Consider the following 19889-nt stretch of genomic DNA (forward strand, 5'->3'; position numbering starts at 1 on the left):
GCGGGCGGAAACCAAGTCCGCCCGCGTCCCATAACCATAACAGGAGAATGAACATGGCCGGCGAAGGCAAATACCGGGTTATCCAGTGGGCCACCGGCAATGTCGGCACCCGCGCCATGCGGGCCGTGGTCGAACATCCCGACATGGAACTTGCGGGCCTGTGGGTCAGCAATCCCGACAAGGCCGGGCTCGATGCCGCGCGGCTGGTCGAACGCGATGTCGGCTATGAAGGCACTTGCCCCGATACCGGCGTGATCGCGAGTCAGTCAACGGCAGACATGGTCGCAACCTCAGCCGATTGCGTGCTATACATGCGGCAGGGCACTGACATTGACGAGCTGTGTCAGCTGCTCGCCTCGGGCAAGAACGTCGTCACCACGCGCGGCGATTTCCACGATCCCGCTAGCATGGACCCCGAAACGCGCGAGCGGATCGAAGAGGCCTGCGCCGCCGGCAACAGCTCGATCTATTCGACCGGCTCCAGCCCGGGCTTCATCACAGAGGCCATGCTGCTGCCGATCGTGTCGATGTCACGCCAGCTTGATTGCGTGACCATCGATGAATATGCCGACATGACCAGCCGCAATTCGCCGGACCTGATCTTCAACATCATGGGCTACGGCGTTTCGGTCGGCCAGTTCGATCAGCGCAGGGTCGATTACGTGAAGCACGATTTCGCCGCGAGCCTTGCGCAGGTGGCGAAGGCGATCGGGCTCGAAATCGACGAATGGCGCGCCTTTGGTGAGCTTTCAGGCGCGAACAGCACAGTGCAGATCGCTGCCGGCACGATCGAGGCTGGAACTGTCGGCGCCCAGCGCATTACCATCGAAGGCGTGAAAGACGGCAAGCCGCGCCTGCGCTTCCGCGCCAACTGGTACTGCACCACCGACATCGAGCACGATGACTGGAACCTGCGGGAAAGCGGATGGAAGGTTGTGGTCGAAGGCGGCACACCGATGGAAGTGAACATCACTTTCCCGGTGGACGAGGCGACTTACCCGAGCGTCACCCCGGGCTTTACCGCGCACCGTGCCGTCAATGCCATTCCGGCCGTCTGCGCCGCTGCCCCCGGCATCCGTACCACTGCGGACATGGAGCACGTGCTCGCCCGCTTCAGCTAAACCCGGCGATCTGCTCCGATATAGCCACGAGCCGCTTCGCCTGATCAAGGTGGAGCAGTTCGGCCATCTTGCCATCGACCCGGATCGCGCCTTTGCCGGCGTTTTCGGGCAGGGCAAAGGCGGCGATGATCGCGCATGCCTGCGCCAGTTCCGCCTCGCTGGGTGAGAACACTTCGTTGCACGGCGCGATCTGGTCGGGATGGATCAGGCTCTTGCCGTCGAAGCCGTAAAGCAGACCCTGCTCGGCTTCTTTGCGGAATACATCGAGGTCGCGGAATTCGTTGCACACGCCGTCAAGCACGGCGATGCCGTGTGCCCGCGCCGCGCAGACGGCGAGGGTGAGGGCGGGCAGGAACGGCGTGCGCTCCGCCGTCAGCTTCGCGCGCATTTCCTTGGCGAGATCGTTGACCCCCATGATCCACAGCGACAGCCGCGTGTTGCGCGCCGTGGCCGCGACGGCACCGAGTTGGCCAACCACGCTGCAGGTTTCGATCATCGCCCACAGCTGCATGGAGGCAGGCGCTGATCGCAGCGCGCCTTCACAGGCTTCGATGTCGGCCGGTGACGATACCTTGGGCACCAGCACGGCGTCGGCCCCGCTGGCGGCGATGGCGGCAAGGTCATCCGCGCCCCATTCGGTGTCCAGGCCATTGGCGCGGATCGCCACTTCGCGAGTGCCGAAACCGCCTGCCTTGACCGCAGCAACCGCTGCCGCGCGGGCATCTGCCTTTGCCTCGGGTGCTACCGCATCTTCGAGGTCGAGGATGATCACGTCAGCCGGGAGCGTCCGCGCTTTCTCAATCGCTCGGGCGTTCGAGGCTGGCATGTAGAGTGCGGAACGGCGGGGGCGGTCAGGGGCGATCATGGCTTGGCTCCAGAAGCATGTGCAATTGCCCATTCGCGCTGGAGCGGCCTGCGTCAATCCCGTCGCTGCGGATCGTCTTGACGACATCCATGATTTGCCACAGACCTGTCGAACAAGAGTCCAGCCGCTGCGATGTCACAGGGCTGGACCGGGAGAGAGACCATGGCAACTGCCCCCGCAATTCCGGTTCCGCCGCACGTCCGTCCAGACCTTGTCTGGGAGGCCAATTTCGATGCGTTCACGTCGGAAGGCAACGATCCCTGGGCGGCGATCTGCCGCCTGCATGACGGCCCGCCGGTGCGCTGGTGCACCAATGTCGCCTATGGCCGTTCGGGCTGGGTGGTAACTCGCTACGAACTGATCAGCGAAGCGATGATCGATTACGAGAACTTCACCGCTGAACGCCACGGCATGATTGCCGACCTGGTGGGCGAAAATGTGCGACTCAATCCGATCGAGATCGATCCGCCGGCGCACCACGGCTATCGCCGCATCCTCAATCCGCATTTCACCCCCAAGGCGCTGCGCGACCTGGAAGCGGCGGTGCGCAAGTCGGCCAGCGAACTGATTGACCGGTTCGCGGCGCAGGGCGGCTGCGAATTCGTCTCCGACTTCGCGATTCCCTATCCGTCTTACGTCTTCCTTGATCTGCTCGATATGCCGCGATCCATGCTGGACCAGTTCATCGACTGGGAGGACGGCATCATGCGCGCGCCCGACATGATGGACCGGGTGAAGGCGGCGCGGTCTGTCTATGCATATCTCAAGGCGCACCGCGAAAAGCAGTTGGAGACCCCCGGCAATCCGCTGCTCGATGCCATGGTTCACGGTGAGGTCGATGGCCGGGAGCTTACCTATCTGGAATCGATGGGCATGTTCTACGTGCTTTATGTCGGCGGTCTGGACACGGTCTATTCAACGCTCGGCTGGATCCTGCGCCACCTTGCCACGGATCACGCTCTGCAAGACCGGCTGCGCGCCGATCCGGAACTGATCGGCCCGGCGGTCGAGGAATTCGCTCGCGCCTATTCGGTTGTTGTCACGCACCGCAATCTGGCGCGCGATCACGTGTTCCACGGCGTCGAGATGAAGGCGGGCGACGAAATTCACTTGCCGCTCATGCTCGCTGACCGCGATCCCGAGGTCTTTGCCGATCCGCACGTGATCGATATCGACCGCAAGGCCCGGCACATCGCCTTCGGCACCGGCACGCACAATTGCCTTGGCATTCACCTCGCCAAGCGCGAGCTGCGGATCGTGGTTGAATTGTTTCTCGAACGGTTCCGGAACATCCGCATCCGTGAGGGTGAGGACTATCGCTATCACACCGGGCGCACCTTTGGCGTCGAATACCTGCCGCTGGTCTGGGATGCGGAGTCTGCGGCATGACGATCAGCTATGAAGGGCAGGTCGTCGTCGTGACCGGCGCGGGCGGGGGGCTTGGCCGGACCTATGCCATCGACATCGCTCGGCGCGGCGGCATGGTCGTGGTCAATGATCTGGGCGGGGCAACCGACGGGTCTGAAGGCAACGAGCAGAAAAGCTATGCCGATGCCGTGGTCGATGAAATCCGCGCGGCTGGCGGCATCGCAGTCGCCAATTATGACAACGTGGCCGGCGAGGCGGGCGGCAAGGCGATCATTCAGTCTGCGCTCGATCACTATGGCCGTATCGACTGCGTGATCGCAAATGCCGGGACCATGCGTTACGGCCCGTTCGAGGACCTGACGCTAGGCGATCTCAACGCCCTGCTGGCGGTGCATGTCGGCGGATCGTGGAACGTGGCGCAGGCGGCGTGGCCGCATATGAAAGCGCAAGGCTATGGCCGGCTGGTCTTCACGACCAGTTCCGGCGGCATGCTCGGCAATGCGGCGCTCGCGGCCTATGGTGCGGCGAAGGGCGGGGTGATGGGGCTGACGCTCAACCTTGCGCTCGCGGGCGCACCGCACGGCATCCTGTGCAATGCCATCATGCCCAATGCGATGAGCCGCATGACCATGGAAATGGATGCCGCCAAGATGGGCAATAATCCGTGGTCGCGGTCAATGTGGCCCTATTTCGATCCGGGCTACACGACCGGGCTGGTGTCCTACCTTGCCAGCAATGCCTGCACGACGAACCACGGCATCTATTCGATGCTCGGCGGACGGCTGGGCCGGACTTTCATCGGCGTGTGCGATGGCTATGCGCAGGACGCGCCGATGGATGCCGAGACGGTCGCGGCGCACTGGGACGCAATCAACGATACCGCCGCCGGTTTTGGCGTTCCAGCCAACAATGCGGATGAGTTCCGTATCGTCGCCGAACTGCGGGGCCTGAGCGCCTAGACCCCGATCCGGGCGAGGATCGCTTCGCTCTCCCGCCACAGACGCGCGGCGGCGGCATCGTCGAGCGCGGCGGGGGAGGGTGCTTCCTCGGCCTTCTGATAGAAATAGCGCCCCGGCTCGCGCCCGCCTTCGGGATCGGTGGCCAGCCAGACGATGGTCTCGGCTGGTTCATCGGGCGAGACAGTGGGCGCGGCGGCCATGTGCTTTTGCATGTTGGCATCGCCGTGTCTGGCGAAATTGCTCGCCACCACACCGGGGTGCATGGCCTGCGCGACGATGCCGTCGCCGGCCACCCGGCGCGCGAGTTCGCGGGTGAACAGGTTGTTGGCCAGCTTCGCGCGGCAATAAGCCATGTTGTAGTCCGAACCGAAGCTCTGCAGGTCGTCCCAGTCGAGTCCCTCCGGCCGGCGGTGTGCGCTCGATCCGACTGCGATCACCCGCACTGATCCGGCGGGTTGGCTCGCCGCAGTTGCTTTCAGCAGCGGCAGGAGCTCGCGCGTCAGCAGGAACGGGGCGACGTGGTTGGCGGCAAAGGTCGCCTCGGTGCCGTCCGCCGTTTCGATGGTGCGGTTGCGCACGCCGCCGGCATTGTTGACCAGCACGTCGAGCCGGGGCGTGAGCGCCTTCACCTCGTCCGCCACGCGCTTCACGTCGGCCATGGAGTCAAAATCGCCGCGCAGCATGGTGAAGCTGCCGCCGACCTGCGCGGCGGCCTCGATCTCGGCAATGGCTGCCGCGCTGCGCGATGGGTCGCGGCCGGTGCCGATGACTTGCCAGCCTTTGGCAACCAGCATCCGCGCGGCAGATTTGCCGATTCCGGCGCTCGCGCCGGTGATGACGGCGACGGGACGGGTCATTCGAACACTCCTTGTTCAGGCTCTATCGGGCCGTCGCTCACCGTGGGCGCGCGGGCGGCGAGATAGATCAGCACGGCGCCGATGACCGTGGTCACTGCTGCCAGCATGAGGAAGGAATCGTAGCTTTCGGTCCGCCGCAGCGTGAAGCTCATGAACAGTGAACCCGATGCCGCGCCAAGTCCGATCGAAGCGGTGACGAAGCTTTGCAGCAGGCTGAAGTTCTTCATGCGGAACTTGCGGCTGACGAGGAACGAACCGATGTCGCCCTCCGCCCCCTGCGCCAGGCCGATGATCAGCACCGCGCCGACCAGCACCCAGGTTGCCGTCAGCGAGGAATAGAGCACGAGGTAGCCGATCGCCGGTATGGCCAGAGTGGCCAGCGCTACCAGCTTCACTGACACCCGGTCGAGCGCCAGCCCGGTGCCGAAGCGGCCGACGATCACGCCGATCGAATAGAACGAGATCATCCACGCGGCGAGCATTTCACTCACCCCGCTCTCCTGCACGACCAGAACCATCTGCGACGAGACGAAGACCTGCGGCAGGTTGACGAGGATCATGCCGGCGACCAGCAACAGGAACGCCGGATGGCGCAGCAGGGCGAGGAATTCCTCCATGCCAAGGTGCACCTCGTGGCGGGCAGGCCGCGCTTTGTTGGCAGACCGCCCCATCACGGTGATCGCGATGATGCCGGCCACAGCAGACAGTGCCGCCAAGGTCAGCCAGCCCGAACGCCAGCCATGTTCGCGGATCAGCCGGCCGAGCAGAGGCACGGCAACCGCGGCGACCAGCGGCGGGCCGGTCATCAGCAAGGACAGAGCCATGCCGCGCGCCGCGTCGAAACGCTCGACGATCACGCGGGCGAAAACCAAGGTTGTCGTCAGCACGCCGAATATGTGCTGGACGAGGTAGATCGCGAAAAACTGGACAATCGATCCGGTCATGAAGGTATAGGCGATGAAGCCCAGCGGGACGACCGTGAACCCGACCATAGCCGCCACCCGCGCGCCAAATCGGTCCGTAAATCGCCCCGCCAGCGGGATCAGCGGCATGGTCAGCAGGGTGATCGACCCGATCAGCGCAAAGTCCGCGCGCGACCAGCCGAATTCCTTGAGCATGGCCGGCCCCAGCAGGTTCATCGTGTAGTGGCTGACGGCAGAACCCAGCGACATACCAATCGCGCAGGCGAGCAGCGTGTGCCAGTTCAGTCCGAATTCCTTGGCATATCCTGTCATGGCTCTCCCCGCCTTTTGGCTTGTTCTTCTTGAGATTGGTGGTGTTCTAACGTGGCCGCATCCCGTCAAGGAACAGGTCGACGGCAAAGTCGACCAGCGCGTCGATGTGGTCCGCAGCGGGTGGTTCGCCGGCAACGATCTGGCGCACCGGGCCGCTCACCACCATCGAAAGGAACACGCTGGCCGCCAGTTTGGCATCGGCGGCACGCACGCGCCCCTGCGCTGCCTCGCGCTCAAGAAGTTCGACGATGAAGTCCGTCACCGGCTTCGCGCTCTGGTTGTAGTTGAGCATCAGCAGCTGCGGGAACCGGAAGCTTTCGGTGTTGATGATCCGTTGCAGGCGCAGGCCGTTGCGCGTCCGGACCAGCCCGATGCGCTGGCGTCCGATGGCGCGCAGGGTTTCGCGAAGGTCACCGTCGTCGAGCGCGCGAAGCTCTTCGTCCGGCACGATCTGCCGCTCGATGGCGCGCTGGACCGATGCGAGGAACAGCGCCGCCTTGTCGGGGAATTTCGCATAGACCGTGCGCTTGGTCATATTCATCTGCACGGCGATCATCTCGATCGTCGTCAGCTCGAAGCCATGCTCAAGAAACATGTCGAGCGCCGTGTCGAGCAGTTCCTCGAACCGCGCCTCTGCCTGCTCTTTCGTAGGGCGACCAGCGCCCCGCCGGGTAAGGGGCAAGATCTCGTTCAAATCAGGGCCTTCGTATTTTTCACTTGCACCGCTCTCCGAATCACCAAATAATGATACGCATGAGTTGCCATTTGTCGAGTCTCGACATGGGCTGTGGGAAAAGGATGCGCGAAGTGACCTCTGCCGTCGAGAAATTGCTCAGCCATGTCGCTGATCCGGACCGTTTCGATATGACCGCCGCCGAACTGCGCGGTCTTCAGATCGAGGCGCTCAATGAGCGATTCCAGGACCGCAAGGACAAGATCAAGCTGCTGCGCCACCGCGCCGAGGAAGCCGGGATCGATGAGATCACGAGCGTAGAGGACATGGTCCCGCTGCTGTTCCCGCACACCGCCTACAAGTCCTATCCAGATAGCTTCCTGATGGAGGAACGCTGGGACCGGCTGACCAAGTGGCTCGGCACGGTATCGCCCTATCCGATCGAGGGCGTGGACCTTGAAGGCATCACCGATATCGACGACTGGATCGCCCGGTTGGCGGCTAAGGGCTATTTCATCTCGTGTTCGTCAGGGACGACCGGAAAGTCGGCGATGCTGATCGCCAGCCAGAAAGACATGGACTGGTCGAAGCTCGACACGGTGCAGGTGTTTTCGTGGGGGTCGGGCGTGAAGCCGGAGGCCAACCGCTACATGGTCGGCTGCGCGCCGGTGGCGACCGTGCCGAAGAACCAGACGATCGGCGAGGCCCAGACCAAGGCCTTTTCCGATCCGGCGCTGGGCCGTTGGAGCTATCCCGTGCCGCCGATCACCGTCGGATCGCTGACCAAGATGGTCGTCATGCGCAAGAAGATGGCCGATGGCACGGCCAGTCCGCAAGAGATCGCCGATTTTGAGGCAACCTCGGCCGGGCGCCAGCAGGTGCTTGACGATGCGATCGAACTCACCGCCCAGAACATCATTGAAAACCGCGACAAGCTGCTGATGGTCTCCGGCCTGTGGAGCGGACTTTATGCCGTGGCCAAGGCCGTGCGCGACAAGGGCTATTCGGCCAAGGACTTCAATCCCGACAACTGCATCTATGTTGGCGGCGGGCTGAAGCGGGCGCAATTGCCGGCGGACTACAAGGAATTCGTCCACGAAACCTTCAACATCCGGCCAGAACAGGATTTCCAGAACTATTCGATGCAGGAGCTCAATTCCGGCATGCCCAAGTGCCGCGAAGGCAATCGCTATCACGTGCCGCCATGGATCGTGCCGATGGTCCTGAACAAGGACGGCGATGCGCTTGAGCCGTATGACGTGAACGACGGAGAGATCGAAGGCCGCGCGGCGTTCTATGACCTGTCGCTCGACGGGCGCTGGGGCGGGGTGATCTCGGGCGACAAGATCAGCCTCGACTATTCACCCTGTGCTTGCGGTAACAAGGGGCCATCGATCCGCGACAATATCGCCCGTTATGCCGACCTTGAAGGTGACGACAAGATCGGCTGCGCCGGCACCATCGATGCCTATGTAAGGGGTGTGGCATGAACGCACAGACCGAAACCGAGACTGCCGAACCTATCGTCTCCGCACCGTTCTTCCTGCGCGGCGAGCTGGTTGAAGGGACCGATGTCATCCAGAAATCGCGTGATCTTGGCGTGACTTTCGCGACGCCGAACATCCCATTCGACAAGGCGATCCCCAAGCGCACCGAAGTGCCGCCGCTGCTCAACACACCGGTGAGCGAGATCATCGATTTCCTCGTCGAGACCGGCCAGCGGCTTGTTTCGCCAAACAATCAATACATCCACGAATGCTTTGATCGCATGGCATCGACGCACATTCTGCCGCGCTCGGTGTTCGAAGCGGTCGGCAAGCACGCGGTCGCCTATCTCGACAAGCGCATCCTGCAAGCCGAGGTCGAGCAGAACTTTCGCGATCCCGGTGCGCTCGATGGCTGGGTGCCCAAGGAGGATTTCAACGGCCGCAAGGCCATGGTCCGCGCCTATGCACCACGCCTGATCCATGTCCTGCCGGGAAATTCGCCGGGCGTTGCGGTGAAATCGATCGCGCAGGGCGCGCTGGTCAAGGCGGTCAACCTGTTCAAGATGAGCAGCGCCGATCCGTTCTATACCGTCGCGATCCTGCGCACGATGGCCGAGATTGATCCCGATCATCCGATCGTCAAATCGATGAGCGCGGTCTACTGGCGCGGCGGCGACGCGGCGGTAGAGAACGTGCTCTACCGCCCGCAATACTTCGACAAGATTGTCGCCTGGGGCGGCGGCGATGCGATCAACAATGTCGTCAAGTACCTCGGCCCCGGCTTCCAGCTGGTCTCGTTCGATCCGAAGACTTCGATTTCAATGCTCGGCAAGGAAGCGCTCGCCAGCGAGGAGATCATGGAGGAAACTGCGGCCAAATGCGCGGCGGATCTGATGATGCTCAATCAGGAAGCCTGCGCCGCCAGCCGCTTCCAGTTCGTTGAAGGGCCGCAGGACAAGGTCGACCAGTGGTGTGCGAAGTTCCAGCGCAACATCGCCGAACGCGCCGCCGCTTCCGGCGATGTCCGCCCGCTATCGGTCGGCCTGCGCGACGAGGTCGAGGCGCTGATGATGATGGACGATGAATACGGCACCTGGGGGCGCGCCGATGGCAAGGGGCTGGTGATCCGTTCGGAAGAGCCGGTCGGTTTCCACCCGATCAACAAGATCGGCAACGTCGTGCGCGTCGATAGCCTCGATGACGCGGTGAAATGGGTCAACGTCGCCACCCAGACCATCGGTTTTTACCCATCCGAACGCATGGCGGATTATCGTGACCGGCTGGGCGCGGGAGGGGCGCAGCGCGTGTGCCCGTTGGGCGAGGCCGGTCCTTCGACCGTCGGCACGCCGTGGGACGGAATGTATCCGCTGCACCGGTTCGTGAACTGGATGGTCAACGAGAACGGTCTGGGTTAGCCCTTGGTCATGGCAACTTACATGATCTTCATTCGCGAAGGTGCCATCGTCGATCACGAGGCGATGGCAGCGTATCAATCCGGCAATCGCGGGGCCAAAGCCGCCGCCAGTGCGATGAAACCGCTGGTCGTTTATGGCGAGCTTGAAACGCTGGAAGGCGATGCGGCAGATGGCGTCGTCGTGCTCCAGTTCCCGGATCGCGATGCGGCTAAGGCGTGGTATTTCAGTCCGGAATATCAGGAAAAGGTCAAGCTGCGGCAAAAAGCGGCACCTTATCGGTGCCTGATGGTTGAGGGGCTTTAGTGATGCGCAGCGGATACCTTGTGGCCACGGCGCTTGCCGCAACGATCGGTCTGACTACGGCTGTGTCTGGCCAGACGAGCTATTTCGCGCAGCCCTACTTGTCCAAGGAAGCGGTGCCCAACAGTCTGAAGCTCGATCCGCCGCCGCCCGCGCCGGGATCTGCCGATGAAAAGCGTGACGTCGCGGCGCAGAAGGCCGCGCTCAAGCTGCAGGGAACGCCGCGTTTCGCGCTCGCCGCGCGCGATTCCGATCTGACGTCGCCGCAAGCGACGGGGGCATTTTCCTGTGCTGCCGGCATCACGATCAGTGCCGCGACCACGCCCAATATCGACAAGCTGATGCGGCGCACGATGGGATCGTTCGGTATGGTCTCGGCTCCGACCAAGCTCAAATACATGCGCAAGCGGCCTTTCGTGATCAACGGCAAGCCGACCTGCACACCGGCGCAGGATAGCCTGCTGCGCGGCAACGGCTCCTACACTTCGGGCCACGCCGGCATCGGCTGGGGTCTGGGGCTGGTGCTGGCGCAGGTGTACCCCGACCGCACCGCCGATCTGGTGGCGCGTGGACGGGCCTTTGCTGACAGCCGCCGTGTCTGCAATGTGCATTGGCTGAGCGATACCGAGCAGGGACAGATCGGCGCATCCGCCGTCTTCGCGCGGTTGCAGTCCGAACCGGCTTTCCAGGCTGATCTTGCCGCCGCCCGTGAAGAGGCGAAGGCCTTGGCAGGCAAGCATACCCCTGCCGGTTGCGATGCCGAAGCGGCGGCGCTCGCAATGAAGTAGGCACTTGATCGCCGGGACGAAGGTGTGGCGATTGCATGCCCCCGGTGACACGATAGGCTGACCGCTTCCATTAACAGGAGCGGTCATGCCTGGTCACCATCCCTCGTCATTTGCCCGCAGCAAACCCGATCTTCCGGCGCTGGTCCTCGCCGATACGGGCGAGGTGCTGACCTATCGCGAGCTCGACGAGCAATCGAACCGCTTCGCCCACGTGCTGCGCGCCCACGGCTTGCAACCGGGTGACCGCATCGGCGTTATGATGCGCAATTCGTTGCTGATGCCGGTGGTCTATTGGGGGGCGACCCGGTGTGGGGTATTCGTGACGATGCTGTCTACGCATCTCAAGCCCGAGGAGGCCGCCTATATTCTCGGCGACTCCGCCTCGAAGCTGCTGGTCCTCTCGGCCTCGCTCGGGGTCACCCCGCGTGCTCTGGCGGGCGAGGCGCGGGATACGATACCCGGCGTCGAGGCGATCCTGTTTGCCGATGACAATGAGCCCATTCCGGGCGCGACCTCGCTTGCCGAGGCGATGGCGGACCAGCCTTCCATTCCGGTGCCAGACGAGATTTCCGGTTTCCATATGCTCTATTCGAGCGGCACCACCGGCCGTCCCAAGGGCATTGCCGTGCCATTCACTCCAGGCCCCATCGACGAGTTCAATCCGTCCGAAGGCCGGGCCGACATGTACCGCCCGTTCGACCCGCTCGTCGCGTGGAATGCCGGCCCGCTGTATCACGCCGCGCCGCTGTCCGGCATGGTCATCACCCAGCGTCTTGGCGGCACCTTCGTTACCCTGCGCAAGTTCGATGCCGAGGCGACGCTGAAGGCCATCGACCAGTGGAAGGTCAACCACGCCCAGTTCGTGCCGACCATGTTCGTGCGGATGCTGGCGCTGCCGGACGAGGTGCGCGCGAAGTACGATCACTCCTCGCTCAAACTGGCGATCCACGCTGCCGCACCGTGTCCGGTGGAGATCAAGCGCCGCATGATCGACTGGTGGGGCAACTGCATCTTCGAATACTATTCGAGCACCGAAGGCGTCGGCGCGACGGCCATCACGGCAGAGGAATGGCTGAAGAAGCCCGGCTCGGTCGGCCGGTCAAGCATGGGCCCGATCCACATCTGCGACGATGATGGTCGCGAACTCCCGCCCGGCGAACCCGGCGTGATCTGGTTCGAAGCGCCCGAAGGCCGGACGATCAATTATCTCAACGATCCCGAAAAGGCGCGCCGATCAACCCATCCCGATCACGCCAACTGGTTCACTGTCGGCGACATTGGCCGGCTCGACGAGGACGGCTACCTGTTCCTCACCGATCGCAAGGACTTCATGATCATTTCGGGCGGGGTGAACATCTACCCGCAAGCGATCGAGGATTGCCTGATCGTCCACCCCAAGGTGATGGACGCGGCTGTCATCGGTGTGCCCGATCCCGAATATGGCGAGCGGGTGAAGGCCGTGGTCCAACCGAAAGTCTGGGCAGATGCCGGACCTGAGCTTGAGGCCGAGCTGCGCGAATGGTGCGCGGCGCGAATTTCGGCGGTCACGTGTCCGCGCAGCTACGATTTCGTCGAGGAACTGCCACGCATCCCGTCGGGCAAGCTTGCCAAGCATGAGCTGCGCAAGGTGTACGGCAATCCGGTGGCGGTGGTTTAAACCTCCGGCAGGTCGTCCGGAATCCAGTTCGGCTGACGCTTCTCCATGAAGCTCTTCATCCCCTCGCGCACTTCGGTGCCATAGGCGAGGGAGGCGAACATCGTCTCGAAGTCGATCGGGGCATATTGCTGGTTGAGCATCCGCTTCACATGGGCGCGGGCCTCGGGCGCGGCTTTCAGAAGTTCGACGGTCGCCTTCAGCGCCTCGGCCCGCAGGTTTTCGTGCGGCACAATCCGGCTGACCAGACCGATGCGGTGGGCCTCTGCCGCGTCGATCGGCCGCGCGGTGAGCAGCAAGTCGCGCGCCTGCGCCATGCCCACATGCGCCGGGAGGACGGCAGCGTAAGTCGCATCGACAATCCCGCGCAGCAGTTCGGGCACGCGGAAGGTCGCGCGCTCGGACACCACCGCAACATCGCTCATCATGGCGACCAGCAAGCCGCCCGCCTGACAGATGCCGTTGACCGCGCTGACCACCGGAGCGACCGATTCCCGGATCGCAACGAAAGGCAGGCTTTCATAGGTCAGGCCTTCGGGCACCTTTTCATCGCTGGGTTCATAGCGTCCGCCAAGGTCTCCGCCGGGAGCGAATACGTCGTTCGTGCCGGTGATGATCAAGGCGCGCAGATCGTTGTTCTTGTCATTGACCAGCCTCACCGCACGCTTGAGCCCGAAGTACATCGCCGGGGTAAAGGCGTTGCGCGCATGGGGGCGGTCGATCGTGCACCACAGGATGGGGCCTTCGCGTTCCAGCTTCAGGCACTCGGCGCCGACATTCAGATCCATGACAAACTCCTTTGCCGCATCTGTGTTGCATGGCGCGAGGCGGTGCAACGGCGCAAGGGCACTATCACCCCAGCGTTGCCGCCGGGTCTGGAACCTTGTTCGCCGCTCGTCTAACCCGTTGCCATGGAATTCACCTGGAACGAAGAACAGCAGGCATTTCGCGACAAGCTGCGCGCCTTCCTCGATGCGGAATTGCCGGCTGACTGGGAGGCGTTCTCACAGCACGGTCCGGCGAGCCCGGCGCTAACCAAATTCGCTGCCGAGTTCTGCCGCAAGCTGGCCGATAACGGCATGCTGTTCCCGCACTGGCCGGTGGAGCATGGCGGGCAGGGGCTCGATCCCTGGCACCAGCAGATTCTGGCCGAAGTCATGTGGGAATATGGCGAGCCGCGCGGCGGGCAGTACATGAACGTCAACTGGATCGGCCCGACTCTGATGCGGTACGGGACCCCGGCGCAGCAGGCTCATTACCTGCCGCAGATCGCACGCGGCGAAATGCTGTGGTGCCAGGGCTTTTCCGAGCCCGATAGCGGCTCCGACCTTGCGTCCTTGCGCACCCGCGCCGTGCTCGAGGGCGGCCATTACCGCATCAACGGCCAGAAGATCTGGACGAGCTATGCCGGGCTCGCTGACACCTGCTTCCTACTCACCCGCACCAGCGACGACCGCAAGCGCGGCATCACCATCCTGCTCGTGCCGATGGATACGCCGGGCATCACCGTGCGTCAGATCCCCAGCCTGATCGGCGAGGGCGACATCCATGAAGTGTTCTTCGACGATGTCATCGTGCCGATCGGCCAGCGTTTCGGCGAAGAAGGGCAGGCCTGGGAAATCATCGGCTATTCGCTGACAAACGAACGGCTCGGCATCCCGCGTTACCATCTGGCGCGCACCGCACTCGACCGGGCGGTTGCGATGCTGAAAGATCGCGGCGACTGGCGCGGCGAAATCGTCAAGGCTGAGGCTGGCCGCTGCGCCGCGCTATGCGAGGGCGCGCGGACGGCGAATTATGCCATTGTGCAAAAGCGCAGCGAAGGTCTCGGCGTTGGGCCAGAGGCTAGCTCGGCGCGATTCGCCACGATCATGGCCGAACGCGCGGTGTGCGAATTCGTGGTGGAATTCGTGCCCGAGGCGCTGGCTGATGCCTCGCCCTATCTCAAGATGCACCACCAGCGCGGGATCGTTGCCGGCATCGCGTCCGGTGCGGCAGAAATCCAGCTCAACATCATTGCGGGCGACGTGCTCGAATTGCCGAGGGAGCCGCGCTGATGGACCTCGCGCTGAACGAAGATCAACGCCAGATTGTCGATTTCCTCGATGGCTTGACGCGTCCCTATGCCGCCGTGCCGATGCACGATTGTTCGCTGGCTCTGGTCAGCGATGAGCTTGATGCCGAACTGGCCGAGGGCGGGTTCCTCGATGTCATGGCAATGGAAGAACTGGGACCGGTAACGGCGGTGCTGGTGGTTGAACGGCTCGCACGGCTGCCTTTTGCGGTGGAAGCCGGCGCTTCGGCGCTGCTGCGGATTGTGCTCGATCCGGACCTACCCCGACCTCTGTGTCTGATCGAGGAAGGCCGGCTAAGCCGTCCGGTGCGCTACCTGAAGCCGGGGGCGACCGTGGTTGTCGTGGGTGAGGGCGGGGTGAAGACCTTCACCGCCAGCGCAGCGCAGGTGCGCGCGGTCACTGACGAGCCGCTCTACGCTTACCCGCTCGCCTATCTCACCGAAGTGCCCGCCGATGCGCGGCTGCATGATATGGCCCCGGCCGAGGCACTTCGCCTGTGGCGCGTCGGCGTGGCTGCGGAAGCGGCAGGCCTGCTCGCGGCTGCGCTGGAAAGCGTCAAGACCTACACATCCGAGCGCAAGCAGTTCGGCCGGCCAATCGCCACCTTCCAGGCGCTGCGTCACCGAATGGCGGAAACGCAGGTGTTGACGAACGCCGCCTACTGGCTCGCCCTGCGCGCTGCCGGCAGTGGTGATGACGGCGATGCTGCGCTGGCGGTCAGCCATGTGCAGGACACGGCGAAGCGGGTGGGATACGACTTCCACCAGTTCATGGGCGCGATGGGCATGACGCTGGAGCACCCGCTGCACCTGTGGACCTATCGCCTGAAGTTCCTCATCGGAGAACTGGGCGGCCGCGGTGCCAATGCGGCGGCGGCGGCGGAAGCGATCTGGGGTTAATCGGTCACATTCTCTCATCCGTCATTCCCGCGAAGGCGGGAATCCATCTGAGGCGTGATCTATGAAATAGAGGTGAGATGGATCCCCGCCTTCGCAGCGATGACGGAAGTTTTGAGTTACGGCGAGAGTGAAGGTCACCGCACCGCCGGCATGATCTCCTCTGCCACCCACTGGGTGTAGTCCATATATTCCTCCACCCCGCTGACCGCCGGGATGGGAATGCCGCTCATCGTCACACCGAGTCCCCGGAACCAGTTCAGCCGGTCGATGATCTCCTGCTTGGTCTGACCGGCGCGGGCTTTTGGATCGTCAATCACGACATGGCCTTCGCCGACCCGGCTGGTCGATAGGCCGTAGAACACGTCCTCCAGCTTGCCCGCGTAATCAGCCTGTGACTTGATGTAGTCGATCTTGTCGGGGATCGTTTCGGGCTTGGTCAGGAACGGCCACCAGCCCGAACAATACCGCCCGCAGCGGCGCAGGACCGGATCGGCATCGCCGCCCAGCCATAGCGGCAGGTGTGGCTTTTGAACCGGCTTGGGTTCGAAAGCGACATCCTTGAAGCTGACGTATTTGCCTTCGAATTCCGGGTTATCGCTGGTCCACAGCTCGATGATGGCGGCGAGGTATTCCTCGCAGATCGCGCCGCGTTCGTGGAACGGCACGTCAAGGATCTGGAATTCCTCCTCCAGCCAGCCGGCGGCAAAGGTGATCATCGCGCGCCCGCTCGACATCCAGTCGAGCGTCGCCAGCGCCTTGGCCGAGACAATCGGATTCTGCAGCGGCAGGATCGAGATGCAGGAGTTCACGCGGATCGATTCGGTTGCGCCCGCAAGGTAGGACATGCCGGCAAAGGCGTGGAAATAGAACGGTCCGGACAGGTCGATGTGGTGGCGCGGGATAATGTGGTGTTCGGGCACGCAGATCATCGCGAAGCCCAGCTTTTCCGCCCATTTCGCCAGCCGCGTCTGGTCGGCTCCAGTGACGCCCAGTTCCCACGGCTGCATCGATGCCTTGAGCTCAAGCAGGTGCGGCATCGAAAATGCGAGTTCCATGTCAGTGTCCTCCTGGCAGTCCCGCAAGGCTGGCCGGGAAGCGCGGCCTAGTCGATGACCTTTCGTGTCTTCAGGTCGGCAATATCGCCGGGGGGAAGGCCGAGCAGCTCGCCATAGACATAATCGTTATGCTCGCCGAGCAGCGGCGCGCCGCGTTCGATCTGCGCTTCGTCCGGCGTCATGCGCCAGGGCGGGCCGATGATCGGGCGGCTTCCGGTGCGGTGGTCGGTCACCATGCGGTAGCCGCCGCGCGACCACATCAGGTCGTCGCTGCACAGGTCGATTGAGCTTTGCGAGCGGAACGCCGGCACCGAGGCGGCGCGCAGGGCCTCGCCAAGCTGCGAGGCATCGCGGGTGGCAGTGCGCGCCGCGATCGCGGCATCGATGGCGTGCCGGTCCGCCTGCCGTCCGGCGAGCGTGGCATGGCCGGGGGCGGTTTCGAGGCCAAGTTCCCCGCACAGCACGGCCCACTCGTCCTCGAGGTCGACCGCAATCGAAAGCCACTCGCCATCGGCGCAAGGGTAAGCGCCGTGCGGGCACATCTCGGCGTGGTAATTGCCGTCTGCCTGCGGGACTTCGCCGGTGACGCTCCAGGCCAGCAGGCTGTCGCCAATCAGGCTGGTCATGGCCTCGACCGCAGACAGGTCGATGAACTGGCCTTCGCCGGTGCTCTCCCGGTGGTGGAGCGCGGCGACAATAGCCAGCGCGGCATAGGCCCCGGCGGTGGAATCGCCGTAGCGGATGTTCATGCCGCGCGGCACTTCGCCTTCGTGGCCGACGAGGTAATTGAGCCCCGCCAGCGCCGCGAAGCAAGGGGCGTATCCGGTCTGATAAGCCAGCGGCCCTTCGGTGCCCCACATCTTCAGCGAGAGCTGGATGATGTCAGGCTTGATCGCCTTGAGGCTGTCATAGTCCAGCCCGGAACGCTCCATCGCGCCCTGGCGGATATTGTCGATCACGACGTCGCTTGTCGCGACCATCTTCTTGACCAGTTCCAGCCCCTCGGGCGTCTTCATGTTGACCTGAACCGAAAGCACTTCCTGGTTGATCGACAGGAAATAGGGCGCGGCGTTGATGTCCACCCCGCCATAGGCGCGCATCTCGTCAAGGTTGGTCATCGACTCGACCTTGATCACTTCGGCACCCAGATGGGCGAGGTATTTGCCCGCATAGGGCCCGGCCCAGACCTTGGTGAAGGCGAGCACGCGTATGCCAGCGAGTGGTCCGCCGCGTGGGGGAAGGGGCATCAGACTGCCTCCCCGTTGTGCTGACCGAGTGCAGGCGCGGCGGAGTGCAGTTGCACCGGCGTTGCAGACAGCTTGTAGCCGGCGGTCGGATACAACGCCTCGCCAAGCACGGGATGGGTGAGCGACTGGAAGAAGCCGCGGTGCTGGAACTGTTCGTTGCCCGGCAGGTCCGCCGCGCTGTTCACGGGCACGATGGTGACGCCGAGTTTCTGCCCCTCGACGGAGACGACATGCTTGTGCTGGTCTTTTGCCCAGAGCGCGAAATGCTGGCGGAACAGCGCGACCCTGTCGGCTGTGCAGTGGAATTCGAGCCAGTCCTCGGGAAAGTCCTGTACCCATTCCGGCGCGCCCATCAGCGCGATAAGCCCCTTCCAGTGCGCCTTGGTAGTCATGAAAATGTAGAGGTAGCCATCGGCGCAGGCGAAGCTGGTGGCCGGCCCGCCCATGTCATAAGCGGTACGGGCCTTGCTCGGTTCCTGCTCACCCGCGAGCATCCGGTCGAGCACGGTATCGACGCGGTTCACCTGCACTTCGACTTCGGAAATGTCGATGAACTGGCCTGATCCGCTGCGGCGTTGGCGTAGCAAGGACGAGAGCACACAGAGCGCTGCATCGATGCCCGCTTCGTAATCGGCAAGGAACCGTCCCGCGCCTTTCAGCGGCGGCTTGTCCGCCGGCGTTTCGCTCGGCGAATGATAGGCCCAGCCGCCGGCGTTGATCACGTTGAGCGAGCGCGCCTGCTGGTAATCCGCCGGCGCGCCCTGGCCAAATGGCGTGATCAGGCAGTGAACGAGGCGAGGGAAGCGAGTGGACAGGTCCTCCGGCGAAAACAGCGGGTTGGCATGATCGTCTACCAGCGCATCGGCGCGGGCCAGCAGGGCTTCCAGCTTTGCACGGTCGCCGGAGTCTGCCGGATCGAGCACGACCGACTTCTTGTTGGTGTTGAGATAGGCGAACAGCGCCGAACGCTCCGGCCCCGGCTGGCCATCCTTGAACGGCCCCATGCGGCGCGTAGGCGATCCGCCGGGGCGTTCGACCTTGATCACTTCGGCGCCGAAATCCGCGATCAGCTTGCCGCAATATTCACCGCACACACGCTCGGCGAGTTCGATGATGACCAGTCCTTTCAGCGCGCTCACAGGCTTTGTCCGTCATCGATGGTGAAGGTCGCTCCAGTCACTTGCCGGCTACGGTCAGACAACAGGTAGACCAGCATGTCGTCAAGCGCGTCGCTATCGAGCAGCCGCCCCCGGTGCAGCGCGGCAATGTCCTGCTGGCCGCGCTCGCTGGCGAACCATTCGGCGTTGATTTCGCTCGGGATCCAGCCCGGTTGCAGGCAATTGACGTTGATCCCCTGCCGCACCCATTCGCGAGCGAACTGGCGGGTGAGGTGGGCGACGCCGGCCTTGGTCGCGGCGTACATCGCGTCGCCCGTGCCGTTCTGTTCCGCTGTGATCGATCCGATCATGACGATCCGCCCGCGTCCGCTTTCGGGGCTGCCCGCAGCGATCATCCGCCGCGCGCCTTCACGTGCAACGAGGTAGGAGCCGAGCAGGTTGGTATCGAGCACTTGCCGTAGCCCTGCCGCATCCACATCTGTGGACCGCCCACCGGTCCCGACACCGGCATTGCATACGACGCCGTCGACTGCGCCAAGCTGCGCGTCCGCCGCGTCAAAAGCGGCGATTACGCTGTTCTCGTCAGTAACGTCGAGCGGCACGGCCATAGCCAATTCGCCAATTTCGAGAGCCAGTTCCTCCACGCGCTCGAGTCGCCGCGCGCCTAGCACGATCTTGCCTCCCGCAGCTGCAACGGCCCGCGCGAACCCGGCGCCGAGGCCGGCGGAGGCCCCGGCGATCAGGAAAGTGCGACCGGCAAGGTCAGTCATGCC

Annotated in this window: 19 protein-coding genes; 10 read left to right on the top strand and 9 right to left on the bottom strand. The window is 63.7% G+C overall.

Annotated elements, in window-relative coordinates; translation table 11 throughout:
- The first annotated feature begins 53 nt into the window (after positions 1–53).
- Positions 54–1121, top strand: coding sequence for an NAD(P)H-dependent amine dehydrogenase family protein (locus WG900_RS08920; RefSeq protein ID WP_339966446.1), 1068 nt, complete (start codon positions 54–56; stop codon positions 1119–1121).
- Here WG900_RS08920 and WG900_RS08925 read toward each other — a convergent pair.
- Entirely contained in the window at positions 1114–1986 is an 873-nt protein-coding gene (locus tag WG900_RS08925) for an HpcH/HpaI aldolase/citrate lyase family protein (RefSeq protein WP_339966448.1), read from the bottom strand. The genes WG900_RS08920 and WG900_RS08925 overlap by 8 nt on opposite strands.
- A 162-nt stretch (positions 1987–2148) precedes the next feature.
- On the opposite strand from WG900_RS08925, the gene WG900_RS08930 reads away from it, so the two are divergent.
- Positions 2149–3375: a cytochrome P450 gene (locus tag WG900_RS08930; RefSeq protein WP_339966450.1), complete on the top strand. Its 1227-nt coding sequence runs from the start codon at positions 2149–2151 to the stop codon at positions 3373–3375.
- Positions 3372–4313, top strand: coding sequence for an SDR family NAD(P)-dependent oxidoreductase (locus WG900_RS08935; RefSeq protein ID WP_339966452.1), 942 nt, complete (start codon positions 3372–3374; stop codon positions 4311–4313). Before WG900_RS08930 ends, WG900_RS08935 begins: the two co-directional genes overlap by 4 nt.
- Here WG900_RS08935 and WG900_RS08940 read toward each other — a convergent pair.
- The 3 genes from WG900_RS08940 to WG900_RS08950 are packed head-to-tail and all read right to left on the bottom strand — an operon-like array spanning position 4310 to position 7099.
- Positions 4310–5170 (bottom strand): SDR family NAD(P)-dependent oxidoreductase, encoded by an 861-nt coding sequence (locus WG900_RS08940; protein ID WP_339966454.1) that lies wholly within the window; start codon positions 5168–5170, stop codon positions 4310–4312. The genes WG900_RS08935 and WG900_RS08940 overlap by 4 nt on opposite strands.
- On the bottom strand, positions 5167–6405 hold the full coding sequence (locus WG900_RS08945) for an MFS transporter (RefSeq protein ID WP_339966456.1): 1239 nt from the start codon (positions 6403–6405) through the stop codon (positions 5167–5169). Before WG900_RS08945 ends, WG900_RS08940 begins: the two co-directional genes overlap by 4 nt.
- Before the next feature lie 46 nt (positions 6406–6451).
- Positions 6452–7099, bottom strand: a complete 648-nt coding sequence (locus WG900_RS08950) for a TetR/AcrR family transcriptional regulator (protein WP_339966458.1) — start codon at positions 7097–7099, stop codon at positions 6452–6454.
- A gap of 104 nt (positions 7100–7203) precedes the next feature.
- On the opposite strand from WG900_RS08950, the gene WG900_RS08955 reads away from it, so the two are divergent.
- From WG900_RS08955 to WG900_RS08975, 5 genes are all read left to right on the top strand, one after another.
- Positions 7204–8568, top strand: coding sequence for a hypothetical protein (locus WG900_RS08955; RefSeq protein ID WP_339966524.1), 1365 nt, complete (start codon positions 7204–7206; stop codon positions 8566–8568).
- Entirely contained in the window at positions 8565–9980 is a 1416-nt protein-coding gene (locus WG900_RS08960) for an acyl-CoA reductase (protein WP_339966460.1), read from the top strand. The genes WG900_RS08955 and WG900_RS08960 overlap by 4 nt, the downstream gene beginning before the upstream one ends.
- A 9-nt stretch (positions 9981–9989) precedes the next feature.
- Positions 9990–10283, top strand: a complete 294-nt coding sequence (locus WG900_RS08965; protein ID WP_339966462.1) for a DUF1330 domain-containing protein — start codon at positions 9990–9992, stop codon at positions 10281–10283.
- Positions 10284–10285: 2 nt separating this feature from the next.
- A complete protein-coding gene (locus tag WG900_RS08970; RefSeq protein WP_339966464.1) occupies positions 10286–11068 on the top strand; it encodes an acid phosphatase in 783 nt (260 codons plus the stop codon).
- An 85-nt stretch (positions 11069–11153) separates the two neighbouring features.
- Positions 11154–12725, top strand: a complete 1572-nt coding sequence (locus WG900_RS08975; protein ID WP_339966466.1) for an acyl-CoA synthetase — start codon at positions 11154–11156, stop codon at positions 12723–12725.
- Here the strand turns inward: WG900_RS08975 and WG900_RS08980 are convergent.
- Positions 12722–13510, bottom strand: coding sequence for an enoyl-CoA hydratase/isomerase family protein (locus tag WG900_RS08980; RefSeq protein WP_339966468.1), 789 nt, complete (start codon positions 13508–13510; stop codon positions 12722–12724). The genes WG900_RS08975 and WG900_RS08980 overlap by 4 nt on opposite strands.
- Before the next feature lie 123 nt (positions 13511–13633).
- Here WG900_RS08980 and WG900_RS08985 point away from each other — a divergent pair, with 123 nt between their 5' ends.
- Entirely contained in the window at positions 13634–14779 is a 1146-nt protein-coding gene (locus WG900_RS08985; RefSeq protein WP_339966470.1) for an acyl-CoA dehydrogenase family protein, read from the top strand.
- A complete protein-coding gene (locus WG900_RS08990) occupies positions 14779–15696 on the top strand; it encodes an acyl-CoA dehydrogenase family protein (RefSeq protein WP_339966472.1) in 918 nt (305 codons plus the stop codon). The genes WG900_RS08985 and WG900_RS08990 overlap by 1 nt, the downstream gene beginning before the upstream one ends.
- 134 nt (positions 15697–15830) lie before the next feature.
- On the opposite strand, the gene WG900_RS08995 is transcribed toward WG900_RS08990, so the two are convergent.
- From WG900_RS08995 to WG900_RS09010, 4 genes are read right to left on the bottom strand one after another with little or no spacing between them, the layout of a single operon-like run.
- Positions 15831–16751, bottom strand: coding sequence for a TIGR03619 family F420-dependent LLM class oxidoreductase (locus WG900_RS08995; RefSeq protein ID WP_339966474.1), 921 nt, complete (start codon positions 16749–16751; stop codon positions 15831–15833).
- Positions 16752–16798: 47 nt separating this feature from the next.
- Positions 16799–17998 (bottom strand): CaiB/BaiF CoA transferase family protein, encoded by a 1200-nt coding sequence (locus tag WG900_RS09000; RefSeq protein WP_339966476.1) that lies wholly within the window; start codon positions 17996–17998, stop codon positions 16799–16801.
- Positions 17998–19137 (bottom strand): CaiB/BaiF CoA transferase family protein, encoded by a 1140-nt coding sequence (locus WG900_RS09005; protein ID WP_339966478.1) that lies wholly within the window; start codon positions 19135–19137, stop codon positions 17998–18000. Before WG900_RS09005 ends, WG900_RS09000 begins: the two co-directional genes overlap by 1 nt.
- Positions 19134–19886 (bottom strand): SDR family NAD(P)-dependent oxidoreductase, encoded by a 753-nt coding sequence (locus WG900_RS09010; RefSeq protein WP_339966480.1) that lies wholly within the window; start codon positions 19884–19886, stop codon positions 19134–19136. The genes WG900_RS09005 and WG900_RS09010 overlap by 4 nt, the downstream gene beginning before the upstream one ends.
- Between the last annotated feature and the right edge of the window lie 3 nt (positions 19887–19889).

It is taken from the genome of Novosphingobium aquae (assembly GCF_037572715.1).
Classification (GTDB): domain Bacteria; phylum Pseudomonadota; class Alphaproteobacteria; order Sphingomonadales; family Sphingomonadaceae; genus Novosphingobium; species Novosphingobium aquae.

What these genes read in the sequence shown, in the direction of transcription:
- WG900_RS08925 (WP_339966448.1), bottom strand. Translation starts at nt 1,986, where the DNA reads ATGATCGCCCCTGACCGCCCCCGCCGTTCCGCACTCTACATGCCAGCC.
- WG900_RS08975 (WP_339966466.1), top strand. Translation starts at nt 11,154, where the DNA reads ATGCCTGGTCACCATCCCTCGTCATTTGCCCGCAGCAAACCCGATCTT.
- WG900_RS08940 (WP_339966454.1), bottom strand. Translation starts at nt 5,170, where the DNA reads ATGACCCGTCCCGTCGCCGTCATCACCGGCGCGAGCGCCGGAATCGGC.
- WG900_RS08920 (WP_339966446.1), top strand. Translation starts at nt 54, where the DNA reads ATGGCCGGCGAAGGCAAATACCGGGTTATCCAGTGGGCCACCGGCAAT.
- WG900_RS08995 (WP_339966474.1), bottom strand. Translation starts at nt 16,751, where the DNA reads ATGGAACTCGCATTTTCGATGCCGCACCTGCTTGAGCTCAAGGCATCG.
- WG900_RS08980 (WP_339966468.1), bottom strand. Translation starts at nt 13,510, where the DNA reads ATGGATCTGAATGTCGGCGCCGAGTGCCTGAAGCTGGAACGCGAAGGC.
- WG900_RS08990 (WP_339966472.1), top strand. Translation starts at nt 14,779, where the DNA reads ATGGACCTCGCGCTGAACGAAGATCAACGCCAGATTGTCGATTTCCTC.
- WG900_RS08985 (WP_339966470.1), top strand. Translation starts at nt 13,634, where the DNA reads ATGGAATTCACCTGGAACGAAGAACAGCAGGCATTTCGCGACAAGCTG.
- WG900_RS08935 (WP_339966452.1), top strand. Translation starts at nt 3,372, where the DNA reads ATGACGATCAGCTATGAAGGGCAGGTCGTCGTCGTGACCGGCGCGGGC.
- WG900_RS09010 (WP_339966480.1), bottom strand. Translation starts at nt 19,886, where the DNA reads ATGACTGACCTTGCCGGTCGCACTTTCCTGATCGCCGGGGCCTCCGCC.
- WG900_RS08965 (WP_339966462.1), top strand. Translation starts at nt 9,990, where the DNA reads ATGGCAACTTACATGATCTTCATTCGCGAAGGTGCCATCGTCGATCAC.
- WG900_RS08970 (WP_339966464.1), top strand. Translation starts at nt 10,286, where the DNA reads ATGCGCAGCGGATACCTTGTGGCCACGGCGCTTGCCGCAACGATCGGT.
- WG900_RS08955 (WP_339966524.1), top strand. Translation starts at nt 7,204, where the DNA reads ATGCGCGAAGTGACCTCTGCCGTCGAGAAATTGCTCAGCCATGTCGCT.
- WG900_RS08930 (WP_339966450.1), top strand. Translation starts at nt 2,149, where the DNA reads ATGGCAACTGCCCCCGCAATTCCGGTTCCGCCGCACGTCCGTCCAGAC.
- WG900_RS08960 (WP_339966460.1), top strand. Translation starts at nt 8,565, where the DNA reads ATGAACGCACAGACCGAAACCGAGACTGCCGAACCTATCGTCTCCGCA.
- WG900_RS09000 (WP_339966476.1), bottom strand. Translation starts at nt 17,998, where the DNA reads ATGCCCCTTCCCCCACGCGGCGGACCACTCGCTGGCATACGCGTGCTC.
- WG900_RS08945 (WP_339966456.1), bottom strand. Translation starts at nt 6,405, where the DNA reads ATGACAGGATATGCCAAGGAATTCGGACTGAACTGGCACACGCTGCTC.